This is a genomic window from Rathayibacter sp. SD072, assembly GCF_017355185.1.
Lineage (GTDB): Bacteria > Actinomycetota > Actinomycetes > Actinomycetales > Microbacteriaceae > Rathayibacter.
The window spans coordinates 1-14,317 of the sequence record NZ_JADILJ010000014.1; the positions used below are offsets into that span (position 1 = coordinate 1).

A 14,317-nucleotide genomic window follows, 5' to 3' on the forward strand; every position below is an offset into this window, starting at 1 on the left:
CTCGTCCTCGACGGTGCCGTTGACGATCCAGGCCGCGAACTTCTCCTTCACCAGCGTGTTGATGTCGGTGAGCGCGTAGGAGACGCGGTCGAGCTCGTCGTTCGAGAGCAGCACCGGCGGGTAGGCGTCGTTCGCCTTGAACGGGAGGTAGTACTCGTTCACGAGGTCCTGGCGCTCCTTCGCGCGCGGCTCGGGAGCCACGACCGTCGCGAAGTCCTCCTCGGTGGTGATCTTCGGGCCGCCGGGGGCGACCTTCTGGCGGCGCTCGCCCTCGGCCTCTCCGGGCGCGGCGGGGATCTGCACGAGCATCCCGGAGGCGTCCTTCTCGAGCGTCGTGCCGATCGGGCCCCAGCTGGTCTGGGCGCTCATCTCGGGGTCGAAGAGGCGATCGGCCCAGCGCATGGTGGCGGCGGGGTACTCGTTGGAGCGGGTGATGGCCATCGCCCCGCGGTTGATCTCCTGGTTGCTGGTGACGCTGGCGCGCTTCTCGCCGTCGACGCCCTCGAGCACTCCGAGCACGGCGTAGTCGCCGAGGCGGTCCTCGCCGATCATCTCCTTCGCCTCCCACCAGAAGAACGAGCCGAGGATCTCGGTGTCGGCCTTGCCCTTCGAGAGGTACGCGACGTCGTCCTGCGAGAACGACTCCGGGTCGATCAGGCCGTCGGCGTACCAGTCGGCGAGGGCCTCGACGCCCTGCTTGTAGCCGTCGGTGTCGGCGGTGAACCGCACCTCGCCGTCGACGACGATGCGGTGGTCGTTGTTCTCGGGTTGTCCGCCGAGCGCCGCGATCAGGTCGTGGGGGTTGGCGCAGAAGGAGTCGGTGCGGAACGACAGCGGCAGCTCGTCGGCCTTTCCGTTCCCGTTCGGGTCCTGCGTCTTGAACGACTCGAGGGCCGCGCGGTACTCCTCGATCGTGGTCGGCATCGGGATGCCGAGCTTCTCGAGCCAGGCCGTGTTGATGAAGAGGAAGTTCGGGTACTGCAGGATCCCGAGCTCCTCGACCGAGGGCAGCGTGTAGATGTGCCCGTCCGAGGCGGTCAGTGCCGCGCGGATGTCGGGCCGCTCGTCGAGGATCCCCGAGAGCGTCGGCGCGTGCTCCTCGATCAGGTCCTCGAGCGGCAGGAGGGTGCCGTTCTCGCCGTACTGCACGATCTCGGCGTCGGTGAGACCGGAGTTGAAGAGCACGTTCGGCACGTCGTCGCTGGCGAGGAGGAGGTTCTTCTTCTCGGCGTAGACCTGCTCGGGCAGGTTCTTCCACTCGATCGCGATGTTGGTGTCCGCCTCCCACTGCTGCACGAGCTGCATGGTCGAGTACTCGGGGGCGAGCGCCGACTTCGTGCCGCCGAAGGTCAGCGACAGCTTCTCGTCGACGATCGGCAGGCCGGTCTCGTGGAAGCCGGCCTCGGCGGAGCGGTCCTCGACCGGGTCGGAGCCGCCGCCGCCCGTGCAGCCGGCGAGCAGGAGGCTCCCGGACAGGCCGAGGGCGGTGAGGGTGAGGAAACTGCGGTGTCTCATCGGTGTGATCTCTCTCGTGTGAGGGTGCGACGGGGTCGCGGGAGGGTGCTGCGGGGCAGCAGGAGGGAACGGCGGAGCCGCGGGTGGTGCAGGAGGGAGGGGTCAGCTCTTCACGGCGCCGAGGAGGGCGCCCTTGGTGAAGTGCTTCTGCATGAAGGGCAGCACGATCAGGAGGGGGATCGTCGAGACGACGATCATTCCGTACTTGATCAGCTCGCCCAGGCGCTGCGCCGCGGCGTAGGAGTCCATCGCTCCGGAGCCGCCGGCGGACGTGACCTCGGACTGGATGAGCACGTTGCGCAGCACCAGCTGGAGCGGGTACTTGCTCTCGTCGTCGAGGTAGATGAGGGCGTCGAAGAAGGCGTTCCAGTTGGCCACGAGGTGGATCATGATCATCAGGAAGATCAGCGGCTTCGACAGCGGCAGGACGATGCTGAAGAAGAAGCGGAAGTCGCTGGCGCCGTCCATCTGCGCCGCGTCCCGGAGCTCCCCGGGCACGTTGTTCTCGAAGAACGAGCGGGCGATGATCAGGTTCCAGACGCCGACCGCTCCGGGCAGCACCACCGCCCAGATGCTGTCGAGCAGTCCCAGATCGCGCACCACGAGGTAGCGGGCGATGAGGCCCCCGTCGATGAACATCGTCACGATGAACAGCAGGAGGAAGAAGGTCCTCCCGTAGAGGTCCTTCCGCGACAGCGCGTACGCGGCGCAGAGGATCGTCGCGACGCTGATGGCGGTGCCGACGACCGTGTAGAGGACCGAGTTGCCGAAGCCCTGCCAGATCGCCCCGTCCGAGAAGATCCGCGCGTAGCCCTCGAGCGTGAAGCCCTCCGGCCAGAGCCAGACGTTGCCGTTGAGGATCTGCGACGGCTCGCTGAACGAGGCGATGACGATGAAGTACATCGGGTAGACGATCGCGACGATCGCCAGCAGCAGCACCGTGATGGCGACGGTGGTGAAGACGGGGTCCGCGATACGTCCGCGGGTCGGAGGGGCGGGCTGCCTGCGCGAGGACGGTGCAGTCCGTGGGCGGACGGCGGGCTCGGGGCGGAGGGTCTGGGTCATGTCGTCGTCACCACAGGCTCGATTGGCCCGCCCGGCGGGCGACCTGGTTGAAGGTCGCCAGGAGGACGAGGTTGATCAGGGAGTTGAACAGGCCGATCGCGGCCGAGTAGCTGAACTGCGCTTGCTGCAGGCCCGCCTTGTAGACGTAGGTCTGGATGACCTCGGAGGTCGGCAGGTTGAGGTCGGTCTGCATGAGCAGCACCTTCTCGAAGCCGAGGTTGAAGAGGTTGCCGATGGCGAGGATGAACAGGATCGTGATCACCGGCAGGATCCCGGGGATGTCGATGTGCCGGATCCGCTGCCACTTGCTCGCTCCGTCGACGCGGGCGGCCTCGTGGAGCGCCGGATCGATCGCGGTGAGCGCGGCGAGGTAGACGATCATCGAGAAGCCGGCGTTCTGCCAGATGTCGGAGCCGATGTAGAGCGGACGGAACCACTCCGGTGACCCCATGAAGAACACCGGCTCGCCACCGAGCGCCACGATCGCGCTGTTCACGATGCCGGAGCGCGGCGAGAACAGCAGGTGGATCATCCCGACCACGACCACGACCGAGATGAACGACGGCGAGTAGAGCACGGTCTGCGTGAACTTCTTGAACCGCTCGCTCTGCAGCTGGTTCACGATCAGCGCCAGCACGATCGGCACCGGGAACGCGATCAGCAGGCCGAGCGCGTTCACCGTGAGGGTGTTCTCGATGAGCCGCCCGAACTGGAACGACGTCACGAAGCGCGTGAAGTTGTCCAGGCCCACCCACGGGCTGCCCGAGAAGCCCAGCGACGGGTTGTAGTCGCGGAAGGCGATCTGCGCGCCGTACATCGGCCAGTACTTGAAGAGCAGCACGAAGACGACGGCGGGAGCCAGTAGTACGTATAACTGCCAGGACCGCAGGGCTCGTCGGAGATGCGAGCCGAGGCGCTGCCTCGGACTCAGGAGGCGCCGGGGTCGGGCGACCCGGGCGGGGGACTGCGTTGCCGTCATGCGCGCACCTTTGCACTCGCCACCGATCCGCGGAGGACCGGTGAGCATTCGAGGGGATGGGGTCGGGGCTCTTCGCGGTTCTCCGCGAGGAGGAGGGAGACGGCCTCCCGGGCCATGCGCTCGTAGGGCAGCGCCATGGTCGTCAGGCCGGGGTCGAGGTAGGGGGCGACCGTGTCCTGGTCGTCGAAGCCGACGATCGAGACGTCGTGGGGCACCCGCAGTCCGCGGGCCTCGAGGGTGCGGTAGGCGCCCCAGGCCGTCCGGTCGTTGCCGCAGAAGATCGCGGTGGGGGCGTCGTGCTCGTCGAGCAGCTCGGCGGTGAGCGCGAGCCCGTCCTCGACGACGCCCGTTCCGTACCGGACGAGCCGGGGGTCGGCGGGGAGTCCGGCGTCCTCGAGCGCGCGACGGTAGCCCTCGCGTCGGCCGATTCCGGCGGGGAGCGTGCTCTCGGGCGGCTGGATGTCGATGTAGCCGATCCGCTCGTGACCCGCCTCGATCAGCTGCCGGGTGGCGACGTAGCCGCCGTCCACCTCGTCCGGGAACACGCTCGAGAAGCGACCGCCCAGCGACTGCGCGTTGGCGACGACCGTCGGGACGCCGGCGAGGGCCTCGGGGACCTCCAGGACCTGGTGGTACATCGAGGCGTAGATGACGCCGAGGACCCGGTACGACAGCATCATGTCGATCGCGGACGCCTCGAGCGCCTGCTCCCCGAAGGTGTCGACGCTGAGGATGATGTGCCCGCTCTCCCAGGCCTGCATCTGCGCGCCCTTGAGCAGGCGCCCGGCGAACGGCGAGCTGGCGACCTCGTCCGAGACGAAGCCGACGATGCCGGACTGCCCGCTGCGCAGGGACTTCGCGAAGGCGTTCGTACGGTAGTCGAGGGCGGCGACCGCCTCCATCACCCGGGTGCGGGTGGCCTCGGTCACACGGTTGCCGGGAGCGTTGTTGAGCACGAGGGACACGGTCGCCTGCGACACGCCGGCCCGTTCCGCCACCTGCCGCATCGTCGCCGTGCGTCGAGCCATGTCCACCTCCTCGTGGTCCCCGTTATTCGTATAACTGGACGGTACACACGACTCCGGCAGTCGTCAAGAACGGAGTTGCGGCGAGATTCTCCGAGACCGCGGCTACCCTTCAGGCACGGTGCCGACCGCCGTGCGCGTCCCGCCGACATCGTCCGCACGAGCCGTCCGGTCCGGGAGGAGCGACCCATGGGCGAGCGAGCGAGCGGGATCCTGCTGCGCGGCGGCGTCCTGCTCTCCGTCGCCGTCGTGGTGCTCGGGATCCTCGTCTTCGCCGCTCGCTTCGAACCCTGGTCGATCCTCACGACGAACGGGGCGCTCGGTGGGGTCACGCTCGTGCTGGGCAGCTGGGTGCCGACCTGGCTGCAGATCGAGCTGGCCCTCACGGGAGCCGCGGTCCTCGCCACCCTCGTCGGCTTCTTCCTGCTGCCCGAGGAGGCTCCGCCGCCCGAGCAGGAGCCGAGGTCGTTCCTCGCCGGGGCGGTGGGGTTCGTCCTCCGCGTCCTCGGGTTCCTCGCGCTGGTGATCGCGGTGCCGCTGACGCTCCTCGTGACCCTGCTCCAGTCCGACTCGTACCGGGTGCTGCCCGGCTCCGACTCGGCGGGCTGCCGGTACGTCGAGCGCGACTTCGCGGGATACGGCACGGACGTGGGCGCGGTGCCGCCGGGGTCGCTGGTCGTGGAGTGGCCGCCGTACACCTCCGGGTGCACGGGCGTCCCGGACGACGGAGTCGCCGGGGTCCGGGGCTCTGCGCCCGGCTGAGGGGCCGGTCCGCGTCCACTCGTGGAATCTGTGCCAGGTGAGTGGACGCCATCCGGGGTCCAGGTGGTGCCGAGGGCCTGTTCCCCGTCGTCTCGTGAAGCCGGGTGCCGTGAGTCGACGCGGCCCCGGGGCCTGCGAGGAGCCGGGACCCCGTTCCGCGTCCACTCGCCCGTCCGCTCCCGACCCCGCCGGAGCAGCGCGCCCGCCCTTGTCGTCGCCTCAGCGGGCGCGCCGCAGCAGGCCGACGCCCGTCACGACCTGCCACGCCGTGATCGCGTAGACGGCGATCCGCTCCCAGACCCCGTCGGGCAGGAGGTCGATGCTCGCCGAGCCGGAGTCGACCCGGAGCAGGACGAGCCCCGCGAGCCCGAGGACGCCGAGCGCGATGCTCGTGACGGCGTACCGCGGCGCGCTCCGTCGGGCCGTGACGCCCGCGAGGATCGACGCGGCGTTGCCACCGATGATCGCGAGCGCGGCGCCGAGGACGTGCAGCCCGCCGATCCCGCTCGCGGCGCTCGCCGCGCTCCCGTGCACCACGCCGATCAGAGCGCTGCCCACGGCGAAGGCGACCGCCGCACCGAGGAATGCGGGGCGGGCACGGCCGGGGAGCGCGGCGAGCATCGCGGCGGCGAGGTAGAGCAGGCCCTGCAGCACGAAGGCCGCGTTCATCACGACGCTCAGCGGCGAGTCGATCGTGCGGCCCTGGTAGACCTCCACGTCCGGTACCCCGAGGTCGCTGATGTAGTTCGCCGCATAGCTGTAGCCGGGGAACGCGGCCGCGGCGATCGCCTCGCCGCCGACGTAGACGGTCGCGCCGAGGAGGAACAGGACGCCGGCCGCGCGCCGAGGAGTCACAGCAGGTCCCGCAGCGCCTCGAAGGTGCGGTCGGGGTCCTCGAGGTGCAGGTCGTGGTGCAGTCCGGGGAGGCGACGGACGCTCCAGCCGAGCCGCTCCAGCGCGGCGACGAGGGCGTCCGAGATCACCGAGGGCGACTCGTCCGACAGCACGAGAGTGGACGGCACCGCCGGCGCTGCGGCGGCCAGCGGATGGAAGGCGACGTCTCGGAACACCCCGACCGCCATCCTCCGATCGAACTGCGCCCCGGCCTGCTCGACGAGGGCCCGGGCGTCCGTGCCGAGGGGAGTCGGCGCCCCGCTGCGGCGCGCTCGGAGCACCTGCGCCACTCCGAGGCTCAGCAGCGGCACGAGCCAGAACAGTCGCCCGGCGAGGCCGGTGGTCGGCAGCGCGAGCTGGAATCCGGGGTCGAGGTAGACGGCGCGGGCCGGAGCCAGGCGCTCGACGGCGCGGACGAGGACCGGCCCGCCGAGCGAGTGCCCGACGATGCAGTGGAGCCCGGCGGGGAGGCTCTCGACCAGATCGTCGGCCATCGACTCGAGCCCGTACGACGCGGCGCGGTCGCTAGCGCCGTGCCCGCGAAGGTCGACCGTGGTGACCGTGCACCGGCCGTCCGCGAGCATCCGGTCGATCAGCGGCTGCCACGTCGCTCCGCTCGCGCCGAGCCCGTGCACGAGCCCCACCGTGATCGGCCCGGAGCCGGACGTCCTCGTCGTCAACCGCATGGGCTCATCCTCCTCCGTCCCCGCGGGAGTGGAGCGCGAGGGGACCAGCCTCAGTGCGACCCGGCGGTGAGGTCGTGCACCTCCTCGCCCGGCACCTGCGGGGCCGAGAGGCGGCGGAGAGCCGGCCTCCGCCGCCTCGTGCGACCGTCCCGCGCGCTGGATCCCGACGGCGCCGCGCGCGAGCAGGGCGCCGCGGCTCAGGCGGCCCGTCGAGCCGCGAGAGTGCGGCCGTGGTGCCCCGCACGCTCCTCGGCGACGGCTCGGAGCTCCTCCGCGATGTCCGTGAACCGGTCCAGGCTCGGATTCACTCCGACGAGGGTGAACTCGCGGGTGACGACCTCGAGGTCGAGCTCCCAGACGTCCTCGAGGATCCGGCGCATCCATCCGGTCGCGTGATCCCATCCCTCGCGGGGAGTCCCGGCGGCGTAGTTGCCGCCCTGCACGGTGACGAGCACGGCCGGCCTGCCGGCGATCGAGGGGGTCTGCCCGGGAGCCATGCGCGGGTCGGTGAGCACGAGGTCGACGTACGTCTTGAAGTGCTGCGAGACGCCGAAGTTGTACAGCGGCACCGCGAAGAGGAGCGCCTCGGCTCCCTCCAGCTCATCGGTCAGTGCGGCAGCCAGCGCTGCAGCCTCGTTCTGCGCGGAGCTCCGGGACTCGGGAGGCGTCATCGATCCCGCCACCGCGTCGGCCCACGAGGTCGACGGGAGGGGGTCGGAGCCGAGGTGGCGACGGACGATCGCGGCATCGGGGTGCGCGGCTCGCCATTCGCTCTCGACGATGTCTCCGAGAGCGCGGCTCGTCGATCCCTCGATGCGGATGCTGGCGTCCAGACGGAACAGGGACATTCTTCTCCTTCGCAGAACTCCGCTCGTGCGATCCGAGCGTGTCCGGGCTGTCTCCCTGCCGGTGGCAGGGCGGTGAACCGCTGTGGTTACCGTCAGTAACTGTGTACGCTCTGATCCCGTTACCGCAATCGAGCCCCTGTTACCCCGCGGTGACCGAAGGAGGAGCGATGTCCCACGGTGATCGAGACCGGGCCCTCCAGGAACGCCTCAGCGAGTCCATGCCCTCCATGCACCAGCTCTGCTCGGGGGAGTCGCCGGAGCTGTTCCGCTCGCTGATGTCGCGCATCGGCGACAAGTGGACCCTCCTGGTCATCGGCGTCCTCGGGAGCGATCGCCTGCGCTTCACCGAGATCGCCGACACGATCCCGGGGATCTCCCGCCGGATGCTCACGGTCACTCTGCGCGCCCTCGAGCGCGACGGACTCGTCTCGCGCACCGTGTACGCGCAGGTTCCGCCCCGTGTCGAGTACGAGGTCACCGATCTCGGACGCTCCTTGCAGACCGTCGCGTTCGCCGTCGGCGACTGGGTCGGGGAGCATCAGCAGACGATCGTCGAGAACAGGCGCGGCTTCGATGCCGCCGCCGACCCCGCGGGGCGGCAGGCGGACGAGCCGGTCTCGGCGGCGCAGGGGCACTGAGCGACGGAGGAGGCGCGTCCCGCTGGATCCGTCGACGTCACGCGGGCGGTGTGCTCCCGTCCGCCCAGCCCTCCAGCTCGACGACCAGCGCCATGCAGCGCAGGCGGGCGGGGGAGAAGTCGTAGGGCATCCTCCCGACGGCCTCGACCGCGCTCATCGAGCCCGCGCTCATCGAGTCCGCGCCCTCGGCTCCGTCGGGATGCGCCGCGTCCCACTCGTCGAAGAGCGCCTCGTCGTCCCGGTCCTGGCCGGAGGCCTCGATCACGGCCCGCAGCACCTGCTCGAAGGCGTGCCGCTCGGCGGCGACCTGCGCCACGCGGGGGTCGTCGACGGCGACCGTGTCATCGAGTGCCTCCTCGGCGGCGTCGACGCGGTCCGACTCCTCCCGGAGACCCGGATGGGTGGCGAGGGCGAGGAAGCGCCCGGCCTGGACGGCGGCCCCGAGCGGGCCGAAGATCCGCTCGGTGACCAGCAGGGTGTCGAGGTCCGCCTGCCGGATCGAGCCCTCGGGCACGCTCTCGAGGCGGCGGATCACGAGGTCCGAGAGCAGTCCCGCCCGGCTGCCGCTGCCCCGCATGCTCTGCACGGCGGCCCTCTGCCGCTGCAGCTCCGCCTCCTGCGCGGCGAGACTGCGCTCGAGCCGCTCCAGCACCGCTCGACCCCCCTCGGCCGGCGCCGCGTCGGCGAAGGCGTCGCGGATGTCGTCCAGGGCGATCCCCGCCTCGGCCATCCGCCGGATCCACAGCAGCCGGATCATCTGCTCGTAGCCGTACCGGCGACGGCCGTCCGCGCCCCGCTCGGGCTCCGGGAGCAGCCCCAGCTCGTGGTAGTGCCGGATGGCCCGTGGAGTGGTGCCGACGAACGCGGCGGCGTCGCCGATCATGACCTGACGCGGCGGGATGAGGGACGGATGCATGGGGGCCTTCCTCGGGCGGATGTGAGTCCAGCGCACCACATGACGCTGCGGAAGGAGCAAGCCCGCCTCGCCGCGGCCTGCGATCGGCCGGTCGCGTTCACAACGAAGGAAGGATGCCCGACGCCGCCCGTGGACACGCGTCCCCGACGCTCGCCCGCGGCATCCTTCCTTCGTTGTGAACAGCGTCAGACGGCCGTCATCCGCGACCCGTCCGCAGCGCTCTGCTCCACCGCGTCGAGCACCCGCTGCACCTGCAGGGCGTCGGCGAACGACGGAGTCGGCGCGCGACCCTCCGCGATCGCCGTCACCAGGTCGACGACCTGGTGGGTGAAGACGTGCTCGTAGCCCAGGCCGTGGCCGGTCGGCCACCAGTGGCCGACGTAGGGGTGCGACGGATCCGTCACCTGGATGCGGCGGAAGCCCTGCGCGTCGTCGGGGTCGGTGCCGTCGAAGAACTCGAGCTCGTTCATCCGCTCGAAGTCGAAGGCGATCGAGCCGCGCTCGCCGTTGATCTCGATGCGGTTGGCGTTGCGGCGGCCCAGCGCCAGGCGCGTCGCCTCGAAGACGCCGAGCGCGCCGCCGCTGAGGTTCGCCGTGAACGCCACCGCGTCGTCGACGGTGACCGGGCCGCGCTCCGCGTCGGCGTCCGCGCGACCGCCCAGCCCCGACTGCGTCGCCAGCACCGGCCGCTCCGTCACGAAGGTGCGCAGCACGGCCGAGACGGAGTCGATGCTCTGCCTGGTCAGCCACTGCGCCGTGTCGATGCTGTGCGCCGCGATGTCGCCGAGCGTGCCCGAGCCCGCCTTCGAGCGGTCGAGCCGCCAGGTCAGCGGCGCCTCGGAGTCGCTCAGCCAGTCCTGCAGGTACTGCGCCCGCACGTGGCGGATCTCGCCGAGGCGCCCGTCCTCGACGAAGCGCTTCGCCAGCGCGAGCGCCGGGGTGCGCCGGTAGCTGAAGCCGCAGGTCGCGGTGCCGCTCGCAACGGCCGCGGCCGCGGTCATCCGCTCGGCCTCCTCGACGGAGCGCGCGAGCGGCTTCTCGCAGAGCACGTGCTTGCCGGCCTCGAGAGCGGCGATCGCGATCTCGGCGTGCTGGTCGCCCGGGGTGACGATGTCGACCAGGTCGATGTCGTCGCGCGCGATGACCGCGCGCCAGTCGGTCGACCACTCGTCGGCGCCGAACTCGGCGGCCGCCGCGCGCGCCCGGCCCTCGTCGCGCCCCGCGACCACGACGAGGCGCGGCTCGAGGGCGAGCGGGAAGAAGCGGTGCGCCGTGCGCCACGCGTGGGCGTGCGCGCGCCCCATGAAGGCGTGGCCGATCAGGGCGACGCGCAGCTCCTTCGTCACGACCGCACCCCCTCGAGCAGGTCGCCCGCGGGCGTCTGCAGCGGCACCGGCTCCGGCCGCTCGACCGGACTCGCGATCGGCACGACGACCCCCTCCGCGCTCGAGCGCAGGATCGCGTCCATCACCTCGAGCACGTGCAGGGCGAGGCGTCCGGAGGCGCGCTCGGGGCGGCCGTGCCGCAGAGCGTCGGCGAGATCGGCCAGCCCCACGCCGCGGCCCGTGCCGATGACTCCGGCCGAGTCCTCCAGCGCCGTCCACTCGGGCTCGTCACGCAGCGACACCTCGACCGGGTCCGAGAAGTGGTTCGGATCGGGCACCGCGAGAGTGCCGGTGGTGCCGTAGACCTCGAAGAGCGGACTGCGGGTGCGCCAGACCTCGAAGCTCACGGTGAGCGTGGTGGTCGCTCCGCTCGCGTGCTCGAGCAGGGCGCTGATGTGGGTGTCGACCGCGACCGGCAGCGGCGTGCCGGCGAGCGGGCCCGACTCGACCGAGCGGGCGCGGTCCGAGCGCGTCGCGACTCCCGAGACCCGGGTGACCGCGCCGAAGAAGTGCACCAGCGAGCTCAGGTAGTACGGGCCCATGTCGAGCAGCGGTCCGCCGCCCGGCTGGTAGTAGAAGGCGGGGGCCGGGTGCCAGCGCTCGTGCCCCGGTGCCGACCAGTGCACCTGAGCGGCGATCGGCGTGCCGATGAGACCGGAGTCGAGAGCCCGGCGCGCGGTCTGGATCCCGGTGCCGAGCACCGTGTCCGGCGCGCTGGCGACCCGCAGGCCGAGGCGCTCCGCGAGATCGAGCAGCGGAGCCGCCTCCACCGCGTCCAGGCCCAGCGGCTTCTCGGCGAACACGTGCTTGCCGGCCTCGAGCGCCCGGGTGCCGATCTCGACGTGCGCCGCCGGGATCGTGAGGTTGAGCACGCAGTCGACCTCGGGGTCGGCGAGCAGCTCGTCGACGCTCAGGGCGCGGACGCCGTGCTCGGCCGCGACGGCGCGCGCCCGGTCGAGGTCGAGATCGGCCACCGCGACCAGGCGCAGCTGCGGGAAGGTCGGCAGGTTCGCGAGGTACTGCTCGCTGATCTTGCCGACGCCGATGATGCCGACCGTCAGCGCGACGCCCACAGCAGGCCCCTCTCGATGATCGTGCGGACGTTCGGGTCCTCGAGCACCTCGACGCGGTGCCCCGGCGTCGAGACGAAGATCCGCCCGGCGCCCCACTGGCGGGTCCAGATCGCGGGCGAGGTGATCGGACGGGTCCACGGGTCCCACTCCCGCACCTCCTGGGTCGTCGTGGCGAGCACGTCGAGGTAGTCGTCGTGCAGCACCCAGTACTGCTCGGTGACCAGGTCGAAGTCCGAGAGCCCCTGCGTGATCGGGTGCTCGGCCGCCGCCTCGGTCAGCGTGATGCGGTGCGGGCGGTAGTTGTCGGCCTGCTCGCCGGTCAGCTCGCTCGGGTGCTTGCCCGGGTGCGCGGCGAACTGCCCGCCGATCAGCTGCAGGTAGTCGGCGCTGCTCCGGAACGAGTCGGCGATGCCGCCGTGCCAGCCGGCGAGGCCCGTGCCCGCCTCGACCGCGGCGCGCAGCCCTGCGACCTCGGCGGCCTCGATCGTGCTCATGGTCATCGACTGCACGATCAGGTCGACGGTGGGCAGGTAGTCGGCGTCGGCGTAGACGGCGGTCGACTCCTCGATCCGCACGTCGAAGCCGTGGGCCTCGAGGTGCGGGACGAAGAGCTCGGTCGCCTCGACGGGCTGGTGCCCGTCCCATCCGCCGCGCACGATCAGCGCGCTCCTGCGGGATCGATCGGAGGTCATGGGTGTCCTTTCGTGGAGGGTCATCGACCGGCCAGGCTTCCGCCGATGCCGCCGACGCTGAAGTGCTTGTTGAGGAAGACGAACAGGATGATCGGCGGGAGCATCATGACGACGGCCACCGCCATCACCGGGCCCCAGTCCGTCGCATTCTGCTGGAAGAAGCTCTGCAGACCCACCGGCAGCGTGTAGTTGCTGTCGGCGCGGAGGAACACGACCGCGATCAGGTAGTCGTTCCAGGCGAGCAGGAACGAGAAGATCGCCGTCGAGAGCAGCCCCGGGAGGGAGTTGCGCAGCACGATCCGGGTGAACGAGCCGAACAGGCTCGCTCCGTCGATCCAGGCGGCCTCCTCGAGTGCGATGGGGATGGAGTCGTAGTAGGCCGCCATCATCCAGATCGCCACCGACATCGTGCCGCCGACGTAGACGACGGTGACGCCCGCGAGCGTGTCGACGAGGCCGAGGTTCGCGAAGAGGATGAACAGCGGGATGATCGCGGTCACGACCGGCAGCGACTGCACGACGAAGAGCAGCAGCGAGTAGCCCGAGACGAGGCGGTTGCGCGCTCGGCTGAGCACGTAGCCGGCCGGAGCCGCCACGGCGACCGAGACGACCACCGTCACGAGGGTGATCACCAGGCTGTTGGCCAGCCAGGTCGCGACGCTGGAGCGGCTGAACACGAGCTCGAAGTTCTCGAGCGTGAACGAGGCGGTGGACGTCGAGCCGAGCGACGGCTGCGTCGACAGCACGAACACGGCGGCGATCGGAGCGAGGACCAGCAGCGTGAGCACGAGCATCACGGTGAAGCGGAGCCAGCGGCCCCGGTCCTCGCGGTCGCGGTGCGGGCGGCGGCCCCGGTCCGGGCGGCTCTGCGGCGAGCGGCCCTGCGCGGGCGAGGGGCGGGCGGCCAGGGCGGTCATTCGACGTCCACCTTCCGGATCTGGCGGTACAGGACGACCGAGACGACGACGAGCACGGCCGTCATCAAGAACGCGATGGCGACGCCCGGTCCGGTCTGGAAGTTCTGGAAGACCATCTGGTAGGCGAGCACCACGAGCGAGGTCGTCGCGTTCACCGGTCCGCCCCCGGTCAGGAGGAAGATCGTCGGGAAGTCGTTGACGCAGAAGATCGTCATCAGGATCCACGAGATGTACGTGGTGCGGGCTATCAGCGGCATCGTGATCAGCCGGAACGACTGCCAGGGCGTCGCTCCGTCGACCTTCGCCGCCTCGTAGACGTTGGTGTCGACCGCGGCGAGGGCGGACGAGATCATCATCATCATGAACGGGAAGCTCACCCACACCTTGAACACGCAGACCGTGATCTGGGCCAGGGTCGGGTCGGCGAGGAAGAGCACGTCGCCGAAGCCGAGGGCCTTCGCGAGCACGGGCAGCGGGCTCTGTGGAGTGGCGACGAGCCAGTTCCAGGACGTCGCCGACACCACGACCGGCACGATCCACGGCATCAGCAGCAGCACCTTGAACAGCCCGCCGGCCGGGATCCGCGTGCGCAGCAGCAGGGCGAGCCCGAGCCCGACCAGCCAACTGCCGAAGACGCCCACCAGCGTGAAGGTCACCGTGAAGCCGACGGCCTGGGCGAACGCGGGCGACGTGAGCACGTCGATGTAGTTCTTCCCGCCGACGAACGGTCCCGCGTCGATCAGGCTGCCGTCGCGCAGCGACTGCACGAACGCGTAGACCACCGGGTAGACGTTGATCAGCACCAGGAGGAAGACCGAGGGCAGCGCGAACGCGAGCAGCGTCAGCGTGCGGGCGGTGAGCACGGGTCGGCGCCGGGAGCCGGCGGGCGCGGGGGTGCGGCGGGGTCCGCCTCCCGACACGC

Annotated in this window: 15 protein-coding genes; 2 read left to right on the plus strand and 13 right to left on the minus strand. The window is 70.8% G+C overall.

Translation table 11 applies throughout. The features are described from left to right. The 4 genes from IOC53_RS07550 to IOC53_RS07565 all read right to left on the minus strand — a co-directional run. The coding region (locus IOC53_RS07550) for an extracellular solute-binding protein (RefSeq protein WP_207404063.1) at positions 1-1,515 on the minus strand (1,515 nt) is incomplete at its 3' end. A gap of 102 nt (positions 1,516-1,617) precedes the next feature. Further along, the gene (locus IOC53_RS07555) at positions 1,618-2,580 is read right to left on the minus strand and encodes a carbohydrate ABC transporter permease (RefSeq protein ID WP_207404065.1); all 963 of its coding nucleotides are present in this window, start codon (positions 2,578-2,580) and stop codon (positions 1,618-1,620) included. A 7-nt stretch (positions 2,581-2,587) separates the two neighbouring features. Then, a complete protein-coding gene (locus IOC53_RS07560) occupies positions 2,588-3,559 on the minus strand; it encodes a sugar ABC transporter permease (protein ID WP_207404067.1) in 972 nt (323 codons plus the stop codon). After that, on the minus strand, positions 3,556-4,587 hold the full coding sequence (locus tag IOC53_RS07565) for a LacI family DNA-binding transcriptional regulator (protein ID WP_207404069.1): 1,032 nt from the start codon (positions 4,585-4,587) through the stop codon (positions 3,556-3,558). Before IOC53_RS07565 ends, IOC53_RS07560 begins: the two co-directional genes overlap by 4 nt. A gap of 186 nt (positions 4,588-4,773) precedes the next feature. Here IOC53_RS07565 and IOC53_RS07570 point away from each other — a divergent pair, with 186 nt between their 5' ends. Beyond that, complete coding sequence (locus IOC53_RS07570; RefSeq protein WP_207404077.1) at positions 4,774-5,346, plus strand: hypothetical protein; 573 nt, start codon at positions 4,774-4,776, stop codon at positions 5,344-5,346. Between the two features lie 219 nt (positions 5,347-5,565). Here IOC53_RS07570 and IOC53_RS07575 read toward each other — a convergent pair whose 3' ends face one another. The 3 genes from IOC53_RS07575 to IOC53_RS07585 form a co-directional block, all read right to left on the minus strand. After that, positions 5,566-6,201, minus strand: coding sequence for a DUF998 domain-containing protein (locus tag IOC53_RS07575; RefSeq protein ID WP_207404079.1), 636 nt, complete (start codon positions 6,199-6,201; stop codon positions 5,566-5,568). Next, entirely contained in the window at positions 6,198-6,926 is a 729-nt protein-coding gene (locus IOC53_RS07580; protein ID WP_207404081.1) for an alpha/beta fold hydrolase, read from the minus strand. The genes IOC53_RS07575 and IOC53_RS07580 overlap by 4 nt, the downstream gene beginning before the upstream one ends. Positions 6,927-7,123: 197 nt before the next feature. After that, the gene (locus IOC53_RS07585; RefSeq protein ID WP_207404090.1) at positions 7,124-7,774 is read right to left on the minus strand and encodes an FMN-dependent NADH-azoreductase; all 651 of its coding nucleotides are present in this window, start codon (positions 7,772-7,774) and stop codon (positions 7,124-7,126) included. Between the two features lie 218 nt (positions 7,775-7,992). Between IOC53_RS07585 and IOC53_RS07590 the strand changes: the two genes are divergently transcribed. Then, the gene (locus IOC53_RS07590; RefSeq protein WP_207404092.1) at positions 7,993-8,412 is read left to right on the plus strand and encodes a helix-turn-helix domain-containing protein; all 420 of its coding nucleotides are present in this window, start codon (positions 7,993-7,995) and stop codon (positions 8,410-8,412) included. Between the two features lie 37 nt (positions 8,413-8,449). Here IOC53_RS07590 and IOC53_RS07595 read toward each other — a convergent pair whose 3' ends face one another. The 6 genes from IOC53_RS07595 to IOC53_RS07615 all read right to left on the minus strand — a co-directional run bounded on the left by IOC53_RS07595 (position 8,450) and on the right by IOC53_RS07615 (position 14,234). Next, positions 8,450-9,328: a MerR family transcriptional regulator gene (locus IOC53_RS07595; RefSeq protein WP_207404094.1), complete on the minus strand. Its 879-nt coding sequence runs from the start codon at positions 9,326-9,328 to the stop codon at positions 8,450-8,452. Positions 9,329-9,513: 185 nt separating this feature from the next. Next, complete coding sequence (locus IOC53_RS07600; protein WP_207404096.1) at positions 9,514-10,674, minus strand: Gfo/Idh/MocA family protein; 1,161 nt, start codon at positions 10,672-10,674, stop codon at positions 9,514-9,516. After that, positions 10,671-11,786 carry a Gfo/Idh/MocA family oxidoreductase gene (locus tag IOC53_RS18880; RefSeq protein WP_307786104.1) on the minus strand — a complete coding sequence of 372 codons (1,116 nt, stop codon included), beginning with the start codon at positions 11,784-11,786 and terminating at the stop codon, positions 10,671-10,673. Before IOC53_RS18880 ends, IOC53_RS07600 begins: the two co-directional genes overlap by 4 nt. Next, the gene (locus IOC53_RS18885; protein ID WP_242683067.1) at positions 11,771-12,478 is read right to left on the minus strand and encodes a ThuA domain-containing protein; all 708 of its coding nucleotides are present in this window, start codon (positions 12,476-12,478) and stop codon (positions 11,771-11,773) included. Before IOC53_RS18885 ends, IOC53_RS18880 begins: the two co-directional genes overlap by 16 nt. Before the next feature lie 20 nt (positions 12,479-12,498). Further along, positions 12,499-13,395 (minus strand): carbohydrate ABC transporter permease, encoded by an 897-nt coding sequence (locus tag IOC53_RS07610; RefSeq protein WP_207404100.1) that lies wholly within the window; start codon positions 13,393-13,395, stop codon positions 12,499-12,501. Beyond that, positions 13,392-14,234, minus strand: a complete 843-nt coding sequence (locus tag IOC53_RS07615; RefSeq protein WP_374070466.1) for a carbohydrate ABC transporter permease — start codon at positions 14,232-14,234, stop codon at positions 13,392-13,394. Before IOC53_RS07615 ends, IOC53_RS07610 begins: the two co-directional genes overlap by 4 nt. Between the last annotated feature and the right edge of the window lie 83 nt (positions 14,235-14,317).

Coding starts and splice junctions, on each gene's coding strand:
- IOC53_RS07555 (WP_207404065.1), bottom strand. CDS start 2,580: ATGACCCAGACCCTCCGCCCCGAGCCCGCCGTCCGCCCACGGACTGCA.
- IOC53_RS07560 (WP_207404067.1), bottom strand. CDS start 3,559: ATGACGGCAACGCAGTCCCCCGCCCGGGTCGCCCGACCCCGGCGCCTC.
- IOC53_RS07565 (WP_207404069.1), bottom strand. CDS start 4,587: ATGGCTCGACGCACGGCGACGATGCGGCAGGTGGCGGAACGGGCCGGC.
- IOC53_RS07570 (WP_207404077.1), top strand. CDS start 4,774: ATGGGCGAGCGAGCGAGCGGGATCCTGCTGCGCGGCGGCGTCCTGCTC.
- IOC53_RS07580 (WP_207404081.1), bottom strand. CDS start 6,926: ATGCGGTTGACGACGAGGACGTCCGGCTCCGGGCCGATCACGGTGGGG.
- IOC53_RS07585 (WP_207404090.1), bottom strand. CDS start 7,774: ATGTCCCTGTTCCGTCTGGACGCCAGCATCCGCATCGAGGGATCGACG.
- IOC53_RS07590 (WP_207404092.1), top strand. CDS start 7,993: ATGCCCTCCATGCACCAGCTCTGCTCGGGGGAGTCGCCGGAGCTGTTC.
- IOC53_RS07595 (WP_207404094.1), bottom strand. CDS start 9,328: ATGCATCCGTCCCTCATCCCGCCGCGTCAGGTCATGATCGGCGACGCC.
- IOC53_RS18885 (WP_242683067.1), bottom strand. CDS start 12,478: ATGACCTCCGATCGATCCCGCAGGAGCGCGCTGATCGTGCGCGGCGGA.
- IOC53_RS07610 (WP_207404100.1), bottom strand. CDS start 13,395: ATGACCGCCCTGGCCGCCCGCCCCTCGCCCGCGCAGGGCCGCTCGCCG.